The sequence below is a fragment of the Phyllobacterium sp. NPDC097923 genome (assembly GCF_044760925.1).
GTDB classification, from domain to species: domain Bacteria; phylum Pseudomonadota; class Alphaproteobacteria; order Rhizobiales; family Rhizobiaceae; genus Phyllobacterium; species Phyllobacterium calauticae.
Genome location: NZ_JBIWBL010000003.1, coordinates 503,127 through 521,239, shown reverse-complemented (window position 1 = coordinate 521,239; position 18,113 = coordinate 503,127). Strand labels below are relative to the sequence as shown.

At 59.9% G+C, this 18,113-nt stretch carries 16 protein-coding genes; 12 read left to right on the top strand and 4 right to left on the bottom strand.

Features of this window, described 5'->3' with window-relative positions; all coding sequences use genetic code 11:
* Position 1: 1 nt before the first annotated feature.
* On the bottom strand, positions 2–1,609 hold the full coding sequence (locus tag ACIQWS_RS18180; RefSeq protein WP_403182387.1) for an acyl-CoA synthetase: 1,608 nt from the start codon (positions 1,607–1,609) through the stop codon (positions 2–4).
* A complete protein-coding gene (locus tag ACIQWS_RS18175; protein ID WP_403182384.1) occupies positions 1,606–2,463 on the bottom strand; it encodes an IclR family transcriptional regulator in 858 nt (285 codons plus the stop codon). The genes ACIQWS_RS18180 and ACIQWS_RS18175 overlap by 4 nt, the downstream gene beginning before the upstream one ends.
* Before the next feature lie 236 nt (positions 2,464–2,699).
* On the opposite strand from ACIQWS_RS18175, the gene ACIQWS_RS18170 reads away from it, so the two are divergent.
* Genes ACIQWS_RS18170 through ACIQWS_RS18150 form a run of 5 tightly spaced genes read left to right on the top strand, consistent with a single transcriptional unit; the run spans position 2,700 to position 8,086 of the window.
* Entirely contained in the window at positions 2,700–3,716 is a 1,017-nt protein-coding gene (locus ACIQWS_RS18170) for a TRAP transporter substrate-binding protein (RefSeq protein WP_403182381.1), read from the top strand.
* Positions 3,717–3,727: 11 nt separating this feature from the next.
* The gene (locus tag ACIQWS_RS18165; protein WP_403182378.1) at positions 3,728–5,629 is read left to right on the top strand and encodes a TRAP transporter large permease subunit; all 1,902 of its coding nucleotides are present in this window, start codon (positions 3,728–3,730) and stop codon (positions 5,627–5,629) included.
* Positions 5,629–6,432, top strand: a complete 804-nt coding sequence (locus ACIQWS_RS18160) for an SDR family NAD(P)-dependent oxidoreductase (protein ID WP_403182375.1) — start codon at positions 5,629–5,631, stop codon at positions 6,430–6,432. The genes ACIQWS_RS18165 and ACIQWS_RS18160 overlap by 1 nt, the downstream gene beginning before the upstream one ends.
* Positions 6,425–7,282, top strand: coding sequence for a PCC domain-containing protein (locus ACIQWS_RS18155; RefSeq protein ID WP_403182372.1), 858 nt, complete (start codon positions 6,425–6,427; stop codon positions 7,280–7,282). The genes ACIQWS_RS18160 and ACIQWS_RS18155 overlap by 8 nt, the downstream gene beginning before the upstream one ends.
* A gap of 36 nt (positions 7,283–7,318) precedes the next feature.
* Positions 7,319–8,086, top strand: a complete 768-nt coding sequence (locus ACIQWS_RS18150; RefSeq protein WP_403182369.1) for an SDR family NAD(P)-dependent oxidoreductase — start codon at positions 7,319–7,321, stop codon at positions 8,084–8,086.
* A 12-nt stretch (positions 8,087–8,098) separates the two neighbouring features.
* Here the strand turns inward: ACIQWS_RS18150 and ACIQWS_RS18145 are convergent, their stop codons facing one another.
* On the bottom strand, positions 8,099–9,145 hold the full coding sequence (locus tag ACIQWS_RS18145) for a LacI family transcriptional regulator (protein ID WP_403182362.1): 1,047 nt from the start codon (positions 9,143–9,145) through the stop codon (positions 8,099–8,101).
* A 350-nt stretch (positions 9,146–9,495) separates the two neighbouring features.
* Between ACIQWS_RS18145 and ACIQWS_RS18140 the strand changes: the two genes are divergently transcribed.
* From ACIQWS_RS18140 to ACIQWS_RS18115, 6 genes are all read left to right on the top strand, one after another.
* Positions 9,496–10,740, top strand: a complete 1,245-nt coding sequence (locus ACIQWS_RS18140; protein WP_403182358.1) for an ABC transporter substrate-binding protein — start codon at positions 9,496–9,498, stop codon at positions 10,738–10,740.
* Positions 10,741–10,815: 75 nt separating this feature from the next.
* Positions 10,816–11,709 (top strand): carbohydrate ABC transporter permease, encoded by an 894-nt coding sequence (locus ACIQWS_RS18135; protein ID WP_223614867.1) that lies wholly within the window; start codon positions 10,816–10,818, stop codon positions 11,707–11,709.
* Between the two features lie 2 nt (positions 11,710–11,711).
* A complete protein-coding gene (locus ACIQWS_RS18130; protein WP_403182564.1) occupies positions 11,712–12,608 on the top strand; it encodes a carbohydrate ABC transporter permease in 897 nt (298 codons plus the stop codon).
* Positions 12,609–12,658: 50 nt separating this feature from the next.
* Positions 12,659–13,759 (top strand): ABC transporter ATP-binding protein, encoded by a 1,101-nt coding sequence (locus ACIQWS_RS18125; RefSeq protein WP_403182354.1) that lies wholly within the window; start codon positions 12,659–12,661, stop codon positions 13,757–13,759.
* 22 nt (positions 13,760–13,781) lie between these two features.
* Complete coding sequence (locus ACIQWS_RS18120) at positions 13,782–14,528, top strand: sugar phosphate isomerase/epimerase family protein (RefSeq protein WP_403182350.1); 747 nt, start codon at positions 13,782–13,784, stop codon at positions 14,526–14,528.
* 14 nt (positions 14,529–14,542) lie between these two features.
* Positions 14,543–15,682, top strand: a complete 1,140-nt coding sequence (locus ACIQWS_RS18115) for a Gfo/Idh/MocA family protein (protein ID WP_403182347.1) — start codon at positions 14,543–14,545, stop codon at positions 15,680–15,682.
* 58 nt (positions 15,683–15,740) lie between these two features.
* Here the strand turns inward: ACIQWS_RS18115 and soxR are convergent, their stop codons facing one another.
* Positions 15,741–16,211, bottom strand: coding sequence for a redox-sensitive transcriptional activator SoxR (gene soxR / locus ACIQWS_RS18110; RefSeq protein ID WP_346306396.1), 471 nt, complete (start codon positions 16,209–16,211; stop codon positions 15,741–15,743).
* 149 nt (positions 16,212–16,360) lie between these two features.
* On the opposite strand from soxR, the gene ggt reads away from it, so the two are divergent.
* Positions 16,361–18,106, top strand: coding sequence for a gamma-glutamyltransferase (ggt, locus tag ACIQWS_RS18105; RefSeq protein WP_346306395.1), 1,746 nt, complete (start codon positions 16,361–16,363; stop codon positions 18,104–18,106).
* The last annotated feature ends 7 nt before the right edge of the window (positions 18,107–18,113 follow it).

Sequence of the window (18,113 nt, the reverse complement as noted above, 5' to 3'; positions counted from 1 at the left end):
ATCAGCTATCCAGTTCACCCCGCCGGATCAGTTCTTCCCTGATGAGCTTCTTGGCGATCTTGCCATAGGCGGATTTGGGCATATCCGGCCAGAAGACGAAACGCTTCGGCAATTTGTAGCGCGCCATCTTGCCGTTCAGCCACGCCATGACGGCCTCGCCATCGGGCGCGCTGCCGGACCGCGCGACACAGACCGCCAGCCCGACCTCGCCCCACACCGGATCGGGAATGCCAAGCACCGCCACTTCGCTGATATCCGGATGGGTCAGTATCTTTTCCTCGATCTCGCGCGGATAGACGTTGGAACCGCCGGAGATATACATGTCGGATGCCCGGCCGGTGATGTAGACGAAACCCGCCTCGTCCATGTGGCCGAGATCGCCGGTACGGAACCAGCCATCGCGAAAGGCTTTCGCATTGGCTTCGGGGTTGTCGTAATAACCCGCAAACACCGCCGGCCCGATAACACAGATCTCGCCGGTTTCGCCGGGGCTGACCTCTTGGCCGGTGTCGTCCTGAATGGCGATCTGCATGCCGGTCCGCGCAAAGCCGCAGGTACCGATTCGTGCATCGGGACCATCCTGCGTCGTATGATAGGCAGGCGGCAGGACCGTGATGTTGCCGGTCACCTCACCAAGACCGAAATACTGCACGAGCACCGGCCCAAGCGTCTTCAACGCATGGATCTGGTCGGTCCGGTACATGGGCGCACCGGCATAGATCACGTAGCGCAGGGAGGAGTGATCGCGCTCATGCACCGACGGGTGTTCCGTCAGCATTTTCAGGATCGTCGGCACCGTGAACATGTTGCTCACACGCCATTTCTCGACCAGCCTCCACGCTTCGGCAACGTCAAACTTCTCCGTCGGCAGCAGGATCGTCTTCGCACCGCGCGCCACCTGGGTCAGCTGGTGAATGCCCGCGCCATGCGACAGCGGCGCAACCACCAGCGAAGCATCTTTTTCCGTGGTGCCGGGCATGAGATCGCAGAGATGATTGGTGATGACGAAAGCCATCTGGCCATGGGTGAGGACACCCGCCTTGGGCCGGCCCGTCGTCCCAGATGTAAAAAAGAACCAGCAGGGATCGTCGTGATCGACGGCAGCCGTTGTAACTTTCCGGCCGTCAAAGCGGGCGACGATGTCATCGTAATCGTCGCCGAAATCCGCCTTGCCGATGGCAATGACGAAAGCGAGATCGGGGTTCATGTCCCGGCTTGCCGCGACATGGTCGGGGAAGAGGTGACCGCAGATCATGCCCTTGGCTCCGCTCGCCTTGGCGAGATAGGCGACCTCATCCGGTGTCTGGCGGAAATTCGCCGGCACCCACACGGCGCCCAGCTGGAAACAGGCGAACATCGATTCGAACATCTGGTTGCAGTTCTGCGACTGGATCAGGATACGGTCACCCTTGACGACACCGAATTCGCTCTGCAGTGCCGCAGCCATCGCATCGACACGCCGCTGCAGCGCGCTCCAGCTCCAGCTTTTTTCACCCCAGACAAAACCTGTTTCCTCCGGCAGGCGGCGCGCGGTCTGCGCCAGGAAACCGGACAGGTTCATCACGCGTTTCGACATGGCCGTGATCAGGGCTGCGTCGGTGCTGCTCATGCTTTCATCCGTTCGGGTCTTGCTCTGGATTTCACACCGGCAGCCAAAGTCCGTTTCGGCCGGTCGTTGAGCGGCTGGAGATGGGCCAGCCGCGCCTCGATCTTTTTCGCCTCGATACGCATCAGCTCCGCCAGTTCCTGCTGGCGCGCCGGCTGCATACGGCTGTCGATGGCCGCGATGCTCAGCGCACCGGCGGCCCGCCCATCCCGGAAATGGATCGCAAGGCCGATGCCCCAGGAATTGGCCAGGATACGCCCAGGGTTGAGGGCAAAACCCTGTTCCCGCGTTGCCGCGATATCCTCCCTGATCTGCCACGGCGGAAGATTGGGGTAGTCGGCAAGCAGCACCGCCTCGTTGGCGGCCAGGATGATATCGATCTCGTCATCCGGCATCGTTGCAAGGATAGCCAGTGAACCGCCGCCGACGCCGAGAGGATGCCTGTACCCCGCCTGCAGCGCATGGGTGCGGATGGGATATGTGCCTTCCTCCCGGTGCAGGCACACCGCATAGGTCTCGCGCTGGATGGAGAGAAAACTGGTATCCTGCGTTTTGGCGGAGAGAATGCTGAGGCTGTCGCGCGTGATCTGCAACAAGCCGTAACGGCGGGTGGCGAGCGTTCCCAGCACATAGGCTTCCTGCCCGAGATAGTAGCGCCGGGTCTGCATATCCTGTTCGACCAGCCCCGAGCGGATGAGTGCAAGCAGCAGACGCCGTGTCGTCGGTTTGTTGAGGCCGCCCTGCTCGACAATCTCGCTCAGCGATCCGCCCTGATCGCCGAAATAGCTGACAAGACTGAGAAGACCCAGTGCCCTGTCGACACTTTGCGACCCGTTGAGACTGGCTGGTGCCGTCATCTTTTCTTCCATGCTCTCCCACACGCATTTTGATCCATATTGTGGATCATTTTGTTGTTCTATTGAACTATGGCATAAAAATTATTGCAAGATGTCAGCATTTGTTTATGGTTTTATCCAATTCAAGGAGGAATTGCATTCTATAATATGGACCTATGATTTGAACCGATGCGATGGAGGTTGCTTCGTTCAATGAGTTCCAGGGGAATGCGCCATGCTGTTCGGGAGGAAATCACATGAACAATCTGTCACGCCGCCAGGTCCTGGCCGGCACCGCTGCAACGCTCGTTGCCAGCCCCTTCATCATGCGGCGTCCGGCCCATGCTGCCGAATTTTCCTATAAATACGCCAACAACCTGCCAGTGTCGCATCCGATGAACATCCGGGCGCAGGAAGCCGCCGACAAGATCAAGGCGGACACCGGCGGACGCTTCGAACTGTCGATCTTCCCGTCGAGCCAGCTCGGCTCCGACACAGATACGCTCAGCCAGCTCCGTTCCGGCGCGGTGGAATTCTTCACGCTGTCCGGCCTGATCCTCTCGACACTCGTTCCGGCCGCGTCGATCAATGGCATCGGCTTTGCCTTTCCCGACAGCGCCACCGTCTGGAAGGCGATGGATGGCGATCTCGGCGCCCATGTGCGCAAGCAGATCGAGAAATCGAATCTCGTCGCCATGGAAAAGATCTGGGACAACGGCTTCCGCCACATTACATCGAGCACCAAGCCGATCACCACACCGGATGATCTGAAGAACTTCAAGATCCGTGTTCCGGTCAGCCCGTTGTGGACATCGATGTTCACCGCTTTCCAGTCATCACCCGCCAGCATCAACTTCAACGAAGTGTACTCCTCGCTGCAGACCAAGGTCGTCGAGGGCCAGGAAAACCCGCTCGCCATCATCTCGACGGCCAAGCTCTATGAAGTGCAGAAATACTGCTCGCTGACCAGCCATATGTGGGACGGCTTCTGGTTCCTGTCGAACCGCCGCGCCTGGGAAGCCTTGCCCGACGATATCAGAACCGTCGTTGCCAAGCATATCAACGCCGCCGGTCTTGCCGAACGCGACGATGTGGCCAAACTCACCGAAACATTGCAGGCCGATCTGAAAACCAAGGGTCTTGAATTCAATACGCCGGACCCCGTGCCCTTCCGCGATGCCCTGCGCAAGGCAGGCTTCTATTCCGAATGGAAGGGCAAGTATGGCGAGGAGGCCTGGGGTCTTCTGGAAAAAGTCGTCGGCCAGCTGGCATAGGGGCGAACCCGATGGCAGGGCTCAGACTGACCGAAGGCGCCATGGCGGCGGAGGGCGAAAGCATGCTTTCTCCCCCGCCCCGCAATGACCACTCCATCGCGTCAAAACTCGACCGGCTGCTTGGCCATCTCGTCGAGTTTCCCGTGGCAATCCTCGTTGTTGCCGAGGTGGTCATCCTGTTTGCCGGCATCATCGCCCGCTATGTCGTGCATCAACCGCTGATCTGGTCGGATGAACTCGCGTCGATCCTGTTCCTGTGGCTCGCCATGCTGGGTGCCGTGGTGGCGTTCCGGCGCGGTGAACATATGCGCATGACGGCACTGGTCGGCATGATGAACCCGCAGCGCCGGGCGTTTTTCGATGTCATCGCCATTGTTGGCGCAATGGCATTTCTCCTGTTCATCGTCTATCCCGCCTATGACTATGCCCAAGAAGAAACCTATATCACTACGCCGGCCCTGGAGATAACCAATGCATGGCGCGCGGCGGCGTTGCCCGTCGGTGCTGGACTGATGATCGTCTCGGCGCTCATCAAACTCTTTCAGGTGTCGAACCTGCGGCATGTGGTGACGGCGATTGCCCTTATCGGCGTGCTGACGCTTGTCTTCTGGCTGCTCGGACCTTCCCTGAAGCCGCTGGGCAACATCAATCTGCTGATCTTCTTCGTGGGTGTCGTCGCAGCCCTCGTTCTCAGCGGCGTTCCCATCGCCTTTTCCTTCGGTCTTGCCACCTTCGGCTATCTCGCTTTGACGACGAACGTGCCGATGATCGTGGTCATCGGACGCATGGACGAAGGCATGTCGCACCTCATTCTCCTCGCCGTGCCGCTCTTCGTGTTTCTCGGCGTGCTCATCGAAATGACCGGCATGGCGCGCGCCATGGTGCAGTTCCTGGCGAGCCTCCTGGGGCATGTGCGCGGCGGCCTGTCCTACGTGCTGATCGGTGCCATGTATCTGGTCTCCGGCATATCGGGCGCCAAGGCTGCCGACATGGCCGCCGTTGCGCCGGTGCTCTTCCCGGAAATGAAGGCACGCGGCGCCAAGCCGGGCGATCTGGTTGCCCTGCTCTCCGCCACCGGCGCACAGACGGAGACCATTCCGCCCAGCCTCGTGCTCATCACCATCGGCTCGGTCACCGGCGTGTCCATCGCGGCGCTGTTCACCGGCGGCCTGCTCCCCGGCGTGGTCCTCGCTGTGATGCTGTGTTTCGTCGTCTGGCGGCGCTACCGCCATGAGGACCTGTCCCATGTCACGCGCGCCACCGGGCGGCAGATCGCACGGGCTTTTGTCATCGCCCTGCCCGCGCTGGCGCTTCCCTTCATCATCCGTGCTTCCGTCGTCGAGGGTGTGGCGACGGCAACGGAAGTATCGACCATCGGCATTGTCTACTCCATCGTGGCGGGGCTTTTCATCTACAGGCAGTTCGACTGGGCACGGCTGAAGCCGATGCTGGTGGATACCGCCTCGCTCTCCGGCGCCATCCTGCTGATCATCGGCGCGGCGACCGGGATGGCCTGGGCATTGACGCAGTCCGGCTTCTCGCGCGAACTTGCCGCCGCCATGACGGGCCTGCCCGGCGGCCCCATCACATTCCTTGCCGTTTCGATTGTCGCGTTCATCATTCTCGGCAGCGTTCTGGAAGGCATACCCGCCATCGTGCTTTTCGGCCCGCTGCTGTTTCCCATTGCCCGGCAGGTCGGCGTGCATGAGGTGCACTACGCCATGGTCGTGATCCTTTCGATGGGCATCGGCCTTTTCGCCCCGCCCTTCGGCGTCGGCTATTATGCGGCCTGCGCCATTGGCCGGGTCAATCCCGACGAGGGCATGCGGCCCATCTGGGGCTATCTCGCCGCCCTCATTCTCGGCATCATTCTCGTGGCTGCCGTCCCGTGGATTTCGATTGGCTTCCTCTGATGACTGAAAGACTGAAAGATAAAATCGCCATGGTTTTCGGGGCAGGCTCGTCCGGCCCCGGATGGAGCAACGGCAAGGCTGCCGCCGTCGCCTACGCCCGCCAAGGCGCCACTGTCATTTGTATCGACCTGCAGGGGCAGGCCGCCGAGGAAACGACAGCAATCATTGCGGCGGAGGGCTTTTCCGCCATGGCGGTTACCTCAGATGTCACCAGCAGCGCTTCCGTCACAGAGGCCGTGGACGCCACGATCGAGCGCTATGGCCGGATCGACATCCTGCACAACAATGTCGGCGTCGCCACAGCGGGCGGACCGGAAGACCTCGATGACGAAAAATTCCGGATGTCGCTCGATATCAATGTCGGCTCGGTGTTCCGCACCGCCAAGGCCGTCCTGCCGCATATGAAGGCGCGCAGCTCCGGTGCGATCGTCAATATTTCCTCGCTGGCGGCCATCCGCTGGACCGGCTATCCCTATTTCGCCTATTACGCGGCCAAGGGCGCGGTCAATCAGGCGACCGTGGCGCTTGCCCTGCAATACGCACCACACGGCATCCGCGCCAATTGCATCATGCCCGGCATGATCGATACACCGCTGATCTACAAACAGATTTCCGGCAACTACACATCGAACGAAGAGATGGTCGCCGCACGCAATCGCCTTGTTCCGCTGGGGCAGATGGGCAGCGCGTTCGATGTCGCCAATGCCGCCGTCTTTCTTGCCTCCGACGAAGCAAAATTCATCACGGGTGTCTGCCTGCCCGTCGATGGCGGACAGAGCTGTTCGGCGGTGGTCGGTGCCTGAGCGCCGGTTGCAGCAACCCGGCCCGGCAGCGGCGGAACGGTTCGAGAGTTTCGTCGGCACCGGGCGTAGATTCAGCTTTGAGCTCCAGCCGGGTCTGAGCCTCAACGACGCCATTGCCATTCCGCTTGCCGCAGCCAATCTGCGCGCCGCAGCGCTTGTCATCGAAGGCGGCGCTTTTGCTCCGTTCCACTATCTCATGCCGGCACTCTCAACCGATGGTCTTCATGCGGCGTGGTACAGCGATACCTTCGCACCGGCAGGCGAAACCGTGATGGAGCGTGGCAATGTCACATTCGGCGAGCGCGACGGTGCAGCCTTCATCCATTGCCACGCCACCTGGATCGAACCGGATGGCAGGCGCTGCGCCGGCCACATCCTGCCGCACGAGACAATCGTCAGCCGGCCGATCCGCGCCACGGTCTGGGGTGTCGAGACCATCCGCATGGTGTCGGAGCCGGATGCGGAAACGGCATTCACCATTTTCCATCCCGTGCCGGTCAGCGCACCTGCGGCCGATGACGCCGGTCCGCGGACAATCATCGCCCGTGTCCACCCGAACGAAGACATCACCGGCGCGCTCGAAGCGATCTGCCGCAAGCATGGTTTTGCCGGGGCACATCTGCGCGGCGGCGTCGGCAGCCTGATCGGCGCCCGATACGCCGATGGCGGCCGCGTCGAGGATATCGCGACGGAAGTGTTCATCACCGGCGGGTTTGTTTCGGCGGACTCCAGTGCGACCCGCGTGGAGATCACCATGGTCGATACCAAGGGCAGCATTACGTCCGGTGATTTGGTGCGTGGCAACAATCCCGTCTGCATCACCTTTGAACTGTGTCTGGAAGAAGCCTGACCATCCTCTTCTTCCGCAACAGAGAGGACCATCATCATGACGACATTCGACACCGATGAGCGAACGGCTCTCGTCACCGGCGGCGCATCGGGAATCGGTCTCGCCACAGTCCATGCCCTCGCAAAGGACGGATGGAAAGTTGTCGTCGCGGATCGAGACGTGAAGGAAACGGTGAAGGCAGATCTCGGCAAGGCCCATCCCGACCGCATCCGCTTTGCCCAGCTCGATGTCACCGACGAGCACGCGGTCGAGGCACTCATGGCGGAGACGGAAGCAGGGTTCGGTCCGATCAGGGGGATTGTCTGTTCAGCTGGCATCGGCCGCGATACGCCGTTCTTCGACACCACGGCGGACATGTTCCGGCAAATCTACGAGATCAACGTCATCGGCACGTTTCTGGTCGCGCAGGCCGGTGCGCGCATCATGGCGGCAAGCGGCGGCGGCGCCATCGTCAATCTCGCTTCGATCTCGGGCATGCGCGGCAATATCGGGCGGTCAGCCTACGGCGCATCAAAGGGGGCAATCATCAACCTGACCAAGGTGATGGCGGTCGAACTTGCGCCCTACAACATCCGCGTCAATGCCATTGCGCCCGGCCCGGTCGAGACACCCCTGGCCGCCGCCGTGCATACGCCTGAAATACGCGAGGGCTGGAGCAAAACGGTGCCGCAGCGGCGTTACGGCCAGCCGGAGGAAATCGCCAGCACGATCGCCTTTCTTCTCGATGAAAACCGTTCAAGCTATGTGACGGGCCAAACACTGGCGGTCGATGGCGGCTTCACCGCCGGTGGCCTCATCGGCTAGCAAACCGCTGGCTTACTCGGCCTCCGGGTAGCTCAGGCTTTGCAACTGCGTCGGGTCCGCTCCTTCGATGCGCCGCAACACGGCGCGGGCAAGCTCGCGCCCGGCATGCCGCACATCTTCGTTGAACACAATGATTTCCGGGCGGAACCATTGCAGGAAATGCGTCGTCTGCTTCGACACCAGATCGATGTCCCGGCCAAGTTTCATGCCCGTTGCCTCGATACCCGCGACAACAGCGACGGTCAGGCCGCCGGTGCAGCAGATGATGCCATCCGGCGGATTGGGCTGGCGCATGAACATTTCCGTCCGGTTGCGCACATCATCCAATGAAATGCTGCCGTTCCAATGGTCGAGCATAACGGGCACTGCCCCGCTTTCCTGCAGGCCCCGCCTGAAACCATCGTCGAGATGCCAGTAATAGGTATGGGCCGGGCCCGGCCCGGCAACCATGGCGATCCGGCGGCGGCCGCGCTCAACCAGGCTTTTCACCGCCGCATAGGCATAGGCTTCGTTGTCGAAATCGTGGAACGGATGCTCGATACCCATTCGCGTCCGCCCGTGCGTGGCGAAGGGAAAGTGATGGTCCGTCAGATAACGCACGCGCGGATCGGACGGCTGGGTCTGGGACATGATGATCCCGTCAGCCGATCCGGTTTCAATGATGTAGCGGATGGGCTGCATCGGATCGTTCTCGGGCGAGTATGGCGTCACGATGAGATGGTATGGCGTTTCGGCCAGGACTTCGGAAATACCGTAGACGAGATTGGAGGTCAGTCCCATAATCTCGCTCTGCGCATTGAGCACCAGGCTGATCACATTCGTCTTGCCCGTCCGCAGGCGCACACCCGCGCGATTGGGCCGGTAGCCGATCTGTCTGGCGATCAGCTGCACGCGGTTCTTGGTTGCCTGCCCGATTTCCGGCGCGTCCTTAAGCGCGCGCGAAACGGTCGTCACCCCGAGCCCTGCCATGAACGCGATGGTTTTCAGCGTCGGCCTCTCACCGTCCGCGAGAGCCGCCACTTTTTCCCCGTCGTCAGGGTGATGCTGCTTGTCGTTCATGTCAATTCAACCGGTTAACCGAAACCCACCTCCTGTATGGACCCGCGAAGAGCGATCTTCAAGATGCCTTCTGCAACTTTCTGTATCGTTTCAGATTCCATACAAATTCAAGGAACATCCATGCCTATTAGACCAAGTGATTAGATTGATATCTCCCTCATTTTGAGAAAACGCCGAGAATCCGGAGAGCGTATATTTAACAAAAATCAGCCTAATTATCTGTTTTTATTGCATATATTTATCAACCTTGTGGATTATGTCGATGATCGAAAAAAATCGGATGCGCCTGATTGCCTCATTCCAAGTTTTCAATTACCGTACCTGTAACGTTTCAGATTTGGGAGGATACGATGCGTTACCGGACATCTCTGGCCATTTTGGCTGCATCCACATTGTTATGGACGACCGGCATGGCCGGCGCCGTGGACCTGGAGGTCACCCATTGGTGGACTTCGGGCGGCGAAGCGGCTGCGGCCAGGGTCCTTGCGGAATCCTTTGACAAGCAGGGCGGCGACAAATGGGTCGACGGCGCCATTGCCGGCAGCGGCTCGACGGCAACCCCGATCATCGTCAGCCGCATCCTGGGCGGCAACCCGATGGGCGCAACCCAGCTCAATACGGGCCGCGACGCGGAAGACCTGGTCAAGGCCGGAATGATGACCGACCTCTCGGAACTTGCCGCCAAGGAAGGCTGGGCCGATTTCATCCGCCCGGCAAAGCTGCTCGATGCCTGCAAACATAACGGCAAGATTTATTGCGTGCCGGTCAACATCCATTCATGGCAATGGATGTGGATCAATCCCAACACCTTCAAGGATGCGGGCCTGCCGGTTCCGGCAAACTGGCAGGAATTTGTCGCCGCAGCACCCAAGCTGAAGGAAAAGGGCATCATCCCGCTCGCCACCGGCGATGCCTGGCAGGTCACCGGCATTTTCAACGTCATGATCCCCTCGCTCGGCGGCAAGGACCTCTTCCTGAAGGTCTATCAGGACAAGAATGCCGAAGCCGCCGCTGGTCCGGAAATGAAAGCGGTGTGGGAAGCGTACGCACAGGCCCGCAGCCTGGTCGATCCTGGCTATGTCGGCCGATCCTGGAACGAGGCAACCACGCTCGTCATGACCGGCAAGGCCGGGGCACAGGTCATGGGCGACTGGGCGCAAGGTGAGTTCGGCGTGGCGAAAAAGGTCGCCGGAACCGATTATGACTGCCTACCCGGGCTGGGCGGCAACGCCATTCTCGATACGGGCGGCGATGCCTTCTACTTCCCCAAGAACCAGAACCCCGAGGTGACCAAGGCGCAGCTGAAGCTGGCGAGCCTGCTTCTTTCCAGGGAAACGCAGGTTGCCTTCAATCTGGCCAAGGGCTCGCTGCCGGTGCGCGGCGATGTCGATCTGGAAGCCGCCAATGCCTGCATGAAAAAAGGCATCGAGATTCTGAAAAAGCCGGAAAACATCCTGCCATCGCTGAACCAGAACCTGACTGCGGACACCAAGGGGCAGATCGAGGATCTGACCAAGGAGTTCTTCGCCGACGCCCACATGTCCGTCGATGATGCGCAGGCGCGCTTCGTCGATATCATCAAGCAAGCCCAGTAGAACCGACCCTCCTCCAGGCACCCCGCCGGTCGCGCAAGCGATTGGCGGCCGTGCGGAGAGCTGACGGAGAACGCCATGAGTTCCACCGCGCGTCCCAACACATTGTTCAAGAACCTGAACGCCAAGGTTGCGGCTCTGCCGATGATTGCAACCGTTCTGGTGGTCTTCATCGGCTGCACGCTGTGGACTGTCGTTTATTCCTTCACCGCGTCGCGGGCGCTGCCGGAACTGACATTTGTCGGGTTCGACCAGTATACCCGCCTCTTCAACACGCCGCGCTGGAACATCTCTGCTGTCAACCTTGCGATCTTCGGCGTCTTCCTGCTGTTCTTTTCATCGGTCATCGGCTTCATTCTCGCGGCGCTGATGGACCAGAAAATTCGCTTCGAGAACACGTTCCGCACCATCTTTCTCTATCCCTACGCCCTCTCGTTCATCGTCACGGGGCTGGTCTGGCAATGGATACTCACGCCGACCTACGGCATCCAGAAGGTGGTGCGGGATCTCGGCTTTGAAAACTTCACCTTCTCGATCCTGAACGACCAGCGCTACGCCATTTATGCCATCGTCATTGCCGGCCTCTGGCATGGTACCGGCCTTGTCATGGCGCTGATGCTGGCAGGCCTGCGCAACATCGACGAGGAAATCTGGAAGGCCGCGCGGGTTGACGGCATCCCGATCTGGAAAACCTATCTCTTCATCATCATTCCGATGATGCGCCCCGTCTTCATCACCACCATTGTCCTGATCGCCGCCGGTATTGTCCGCGTCTACGACCTCGTCGTCGCCCTGACTGACGGCGGCCCCGGCAATGCCAGCGAAGTACCGGCCAAATATGTCTACGAATTCATGTTCCGCCGCGCGAACCTCGGACAGGGCCTCGCCGCGTCCACCATCATGCTGACCACCGTTCTCATCGTCCTCATTCCCTGGGCCTTGATGGAATTCCGCGAGGGCAAACGCAAATGACCATGGCAAGCCAGACCGCCGCCGAACCGCGCGGCAAACGTCCCACGACGACCTTCGCGCCGTCAACAATCATGATCTATGGCGTCCTGCTGGTGGCCGCGATCTACTACCTGCTGCCGCTCTACGTGATGATCGTCACCTCGCTGAAGGGCATGCCGGAAATCCGTCTCGGCAATATCTTCTCGCCGCCGGTGGAAATCACCTTCCAGTCGTGGAGCACGGCCTGGGACAGCGCCTGTACCGGCCTCTACTGCGAGGGCCTGAAGGTCGGGTTCATGAACTCGGTGAAGATCACCATACCGAGCGTCATCGCCTCGATCCTCATCGCATCGGTCAATGGCTATGCCCTGGCCAACTGGCGCTTCAAAGGTTCGGAGGTGTTTTTCAGCATCCTGCTGTTCGGCGCCTTCATTCCCTATCAGGTGATGCTTTACCCGCTCGTGATCATCACCCGCAATCTCGGCATCTTCGGAACGCTAACCGGCGTTATCGTGATCCACACCATCTTCGGCATGCCAATCCTGACCCTGCTGTTCCGCAACTACTTCGCTTCGCTGCCGGCGGAACTCTTCAAGGCGGCCCGCGTCGACGGGGCGGGTTTCTGGCGCATCTTCTTCCAGATCATGGTGCCGATGTCCGCGCCCATCTTCGTCGTCGCGATCATCCTGCAGGTCACCGGCATCTGGAATGACTTCCTCTTCGGTGTCGTCTTTGCCGGCACGAAAAACGTGCCGATGACGGTGCAGCTCAACAACATCGTCAACTCGACGCAGGGCGTCAAGGAATACAACGTCAACATGGCAGCCACCATCCTCACCGGCCTGGTGCCGCTGCTCGTCTACTTCTTCTCAGGCAAATATTTCGTCAGGGGCATTGCCGCTGGCGCCGTCAAAGGATGATCGCGGATGCAGCCAATCTTTCTACAACAGTTTCACGGGAGCGGATCGGTATGACCCAGCAGAGCCCCAGCGTTTCAATCAAGGAGCTTTCGCTCAACTACGGCTCGGTCAGCGTGCTCAAGGAGCTCAATATCGACGTGGCCGATGGCGAGTTTCTCGTGCTGCTCGGACCATCGGGTTGCGGAAAATCGACCTTGCTCAACTGCATCGCTGGATTGCTTGAGATCTCGGACGGACAGATTTTCATCAAGGACAAGAACGTCACGTGGAAGGAGCCGAAAGATCGCGGCATCGGCATGGTGTTCCAGTCCTATGCGCTCTATCCGCAGATGACGGTCGAGAAAAACCTTTCCTTCGGCCTGCGTGTGGCGGGACTGCCAAGGGCGGAGATCGACAAGCGGATCGCCAATGCGGCTGACATTCTGCAGATCGGGCCGCTTCTGCAACGCAAGCCCGGCGCGCTTTCCGGCGGCCAGCGCCAGCGCGTGGCCATCGGCCGCGCCCTGGTGCGCGACGTCGACGTATTCCTGTTCGACGAGCCCCTGTCCAATCTGGATGCCAAGCTGCGCTCGGAGCTGCGTGTCGAAATCAAGCGCCTGCACCAGAAACTCGCCAATACCATGATCTACGTGACCCATGACCAGATCGAGGCCCTGACGCTGGCGGACCGCATCGCCGTCATGAAGGGCGGATTGATCCAGCAACTGGACGAACCGCTCACCATCTACAACAAGCCGCGCAACCTGTTCGTCGCCAGTTTCATCGGCTCGCCATCAATGAATTTCCTCAAGGGCGAGATTGCGGAGAAAGATGGCAAACCCGTCTTCCGTATCGCCGACCTCGATATCTCCCTGGAAAACTACGTGGCACAGGAATCCTTGCAAGCCGGGCGCTCTGTCATTTTCGGCCTGCGTCCCGAGCACATTGCGCTCAGCGATCAGCCCGGCCCGGCAGGCCGCTCATGCAAGGCGACCGTCGACCTCGACGAGCCCATGGGCGCCGACAGCCTTGTCTGGCTGAAAGTCGCCGGCAAAGCCGTGTCGGTACGCGTGGATTCCGGCCGCCGCTATCAGAACGGCGAAACCGTGCACCTCACCTTCGATCCAGCCCTCGCCTCGCTTTTTGACTCCCAGACTGAAGACCGCATCTGACAAACCTTATGGAGTACTGACCGTGACTGACTTTTCCTACCAGCTCTACAGTTCCCGCAACTTTCCCCCGCTCAATAGAATTCTTCCGATCCTGCAGAAGAATGGTTATGCGCAGGTGGAAGGTTATGGCGGGCTTTACGCGGATGCAGCGGCAACCCGGGCTGCACTCGACGCCCATGGCCTCACCATGGCATCAGGCCATTTCAGTATCGACCTCCTGGAAAACGAGCCGAACAAGGTGCTCGACATTGCCGGCACGCTGGGCATGAAAGCCATCTATTGCCCGCATCTGGCCGTCGAGCAACGCCCCTCGGACGCGTCCGGCTGGTCGGATTTCGGCAAGCGGCTCGAAGCGGCGCACGCCACCTACAGCAAGGCCGGATATATTTTCGGCTGGCACAACCATGATTTCGAGTTCAAGGCGCTGGCCGACGGCTCGATCCCGCAGAAGCTCATCCTCGATGCCGCGCCGAGCATTTCCTGGGAGGCTGACATCGCCTGGATCATCCGCGGCGGCGCGGACCCGTTCCGCTGGATCGGGGATTACGGCTCCCGCGTCAGCGCGGTGCACGTCAAGGACATCGCCCCGGCTGGCGAAAACACCAAGGAAGACGGCTGGGCGGATGTCGGTTACGGCACGGTCGACTGGAAAGCGCTCTTTGCAGCACTGAAGGCCACGCCGGTCCGGTATTTCGTCATGGAACACGACAACCCGTCGGACGATGAACGGTTTGCCCGCCGGTCCATCGCCACGGTCAAGGCATTTTGAAGAAAGACAGCATCATGGCAAAAACACTTGGTATTGGCATCATCGGTGCAGGCAATATTTCCGCCACCTATTTGAAACTGGGCCCCCTGTTCAAGGGTATTGAAATGCGCGCCGTCGCTGACCTCAACAAGAAGGCGGCGGAAGCGCGCGCCAAGGAATTTGGCATCGAGGCACGCAGCATCGACAAGCTGCTTGCAAGCGATGACATCGACCTTATCGTCAACCTGACGGTGCCGGACGCGCACTTTGCCGTCTCGCACCAGATCCTGTCGGCTGGCAAGCATCTCTATTCGGAAAAGCCGCTGACCCTGTCGCTCAAGGATGGCCTTGAGTTGCAGAAACTCGCCAACAAGAAGGGCTTGAAAGCCGGCTGCGCGCCGGACACCTATCTGGGCGGCGCGCACCAGTTGGCGCGCAAAGCGGTGGATGACGGCCAGATCGGCACGATCACATCTGGAACCGCCCATGTCATGAGCCACGGCATGGAGCACTGGCATCCCAATCCGGACTTCTTCTTCCGTCCCGGCGGCGGCCCGATCCTTGACCTCGGCCCATACTACATCGCCAATCTCATCAACCTGATCGGACCGGTGAAGCGGGTGGCCGCCCTGACGTCGATGGCTACACCGACCCGCACCATCACCAGCGAACCGCGCCGGGGTGAAACCATCGAGGTGACGACACCAACCACCATTCAGGCCCTGCTTGAATTTGCCAGCGGCGCGTCCATCACCCTGTCGGCAAGCTGGGATGTCTGGGCGCATCATCATCCGAACATGGAGCTCTACGGTACGGATGGCGCGCTGTTCCTGCCCGATCCGAATTTCTTCGGCGGCGATGTCAAACTGGCCAAGCCGGGCAAGAAGGCGAAATCACTGAAAAGCTGGGCGCATCCCTTCGGCATTCCCAACCAGAAGCATTCCATCGGCATGATGGCCAATTACCGCACGGCCGGGCTTGCAGACATGGCGGCAGCGATTCTCGAGGGCCGCGATATCCGCTGCTCCATCGACCGGGCGCTGCACGGTGTCGATGTCATGGTTTCGATCCTGCGCTCCGGTGAAGAAAAGAAGTTCATCGACATCAAGACCAGCTGTACCCGCCCCGAAGCACTTGGGATCAAGGAAGCCAAATCCCTGCTGAGGAAGAAATAAGCCTCCCAAGGCTATTCACCCCCTCTGCCCCGTGCGGCAGAGGGGCCTGGCCCGAACTTTAATCGGCACTTGGTGCTGGATCCAGCAATCGCGGCCCCGGTCCCTGCTCCGACAGCTCATCCCAGGGGTTGCGCAAGGGGCATTCCTGCATCGACAGGCAACCACACCCAATACAGCAGTTCAACTGATCGCGCAGGCCGATCAATTTGTTGATCCGGTCATCCAGATCCGCCTTCCAGCCTGCCGAGAGCCGCCGCCAGTCCGCGGCCGTCGGAGCCCGTCCCTGCGGCAGGGTCGACAGGGCTTCGGCAATCGATGCCAGTGGTATGCCCGTCCGTTGCGCCACCTTGATGATGGCAACACGCCGCAGAACTTCGCGCGAGTAGCGGCGCTGGTTGCCACGGTTGCGTTCGCTGTGGATAAGACCTTTGCTCTCGTAGAAATGCAGCGTCGAAACCGCCACGCCGCTGCGTGCCGCCACTTCCCCCACCGTCAACTGCCTGTGCCGCTCACTTGGTTTGATTGTCATCCGCTCAATCCATACCTTAACATTACTTCAGGTTTATAGCGGCCTCCGCAGACTTTGTAAAACTTGCGTACAAGTCGCTTTCATACTGGACATCACATGCGGGAGAGGTTCCTCTAGCCGTTCCCGAGATTGCCAGCAGGAGGAAAAGTATGCAGACCCGTTTCACAACGGTGGTTTCTTTCACCGTTTCCCTCGCCTTGAGCACAATCCCCATCACCACAGCCTTTGCAGCATCGCCTGAACCGGCAAAAGCCGAGCATGGCATGGTCGTATCAGCCCAGCATCTGGCAACGGAAGTCGGCGTTGACGTTTTGAAAAGTGGCGGCAATGCCGTGGACGCGGCGGTAGCCGTTGGTTATGCGCTCGCTGTGCTTTACCCTACGGCAGGCAATATTGGCGGTGGCGGATTCATGACGATTCGCCTCAAGGACGGTAAGACCACCTTTCTCGATTTTCGCGAGCGCGCTCCGCTGGCGTCCACCAAAACCATGTATCTCGATGACAAGAGCAATATCGTCAAAGGTCTAAGCCTCGACGGATATCTGGCGGTTGGCGTGCCGGGAACCGTTGCAGGATTCGAACTGGCGCGTGAGAAGTACGGCACCAAAAAACGCGAGGAATTGCTGGGACCGGCGATCCGTCTTGCGCGGGATGGTTTCGAGCTGGTTCAGGGCGATATCAATTCGTTTAAGGCCGGCAACAAGCGGCTTGCCAAGGATCCGGCGGCTGCAGCGATCTTTCTGAAGCCTGACGGCAAACCCTATGCGGTTGGCGAAACGCTCGTCCAGACCGATCTTGCCGCGACCCTGTCCGGCATTTCCGACAAGGGGCCTGATTCCTTCTACAAGGGCACTACTGCCGATGCCATTGCAAAAGCCAGCCAGGACAAGGGCGGCATTCTAACCAAGCAGGATTTCGAGCAGTATTCGGTGCGCGAGCTGGAGCCGGTGAAGTGCAATTATCGCGGATATGACATCGTGTCGTCGCCGCCCCCAAGCTCCGGCGGCGTCATCATCTGCGAAATCCTCAATGTGCTCGAAGGTTATCCGCTTTCCTATCTTGGTTATGGTTCCGCCGAAACCGTACATGCCATGGTTGAGGCCATGCGCTACGCCTATGTCGACCGCAACTCAGCACTTGGCGACCCGGATTTCGTCAACAATCCAGTCTCAAAATTGCTCGACAAGGCCTATGCCAAGGAAATTCGCGAGAAGATCAGCCCGTTCAAGGCCGGTGTATCGAAAGAGCTGATGCCGAAAGGCCTCGGCGAGAGCCACGAAACCACGCACTATTCCATTATCGACAATGATGGCAATGCGGTTGCAGTCACCTATACGTTGAACGGCTCCTTCGGCGCGGGTGTCGTTGCGCCTGGAACCGGCGTGCTTCTCAACAACGAGATGGACGACTTCACCTCCAAGCCCGGCGTTCCCAATCTGTACGGGCTGGTACAGGGCGAAGCCAACGCCATCGCGCCGAAGAAGACGCCACTCTCCTCGATGAGCCCGACGATCATTTCCAAGGACGGTAAGCCGTTCATGGTGATCGGCAGCCCCGGCGGTTCGCGCATCATCACCATCACGCTGGAAGCGATCCTCAACGTCATCGATCATGGCATGAACATCCAGGAAGCCATTGATGCACCGCGCGTTCATCATCAGTGGCTGCCCGACAAAGTCTACATGGAGCCCTATGCCCTCTCGGCAGATACGCGCAAGGTATTGAGCGATATGGGCCACACTGTCCAGATCGACAAGGATTGGTCGATCTGGGGCCAGGCCGCAGGCATCCTCGTCGGCGGCGCGAGCCTTTCCGACATCGAAAAGGGTGACGGCGCGCGTTACAACGGCGCCATCGACAGCCGCGCCAGCTCAGGCGAAGCAAAAGGCTACTGAAACCCCA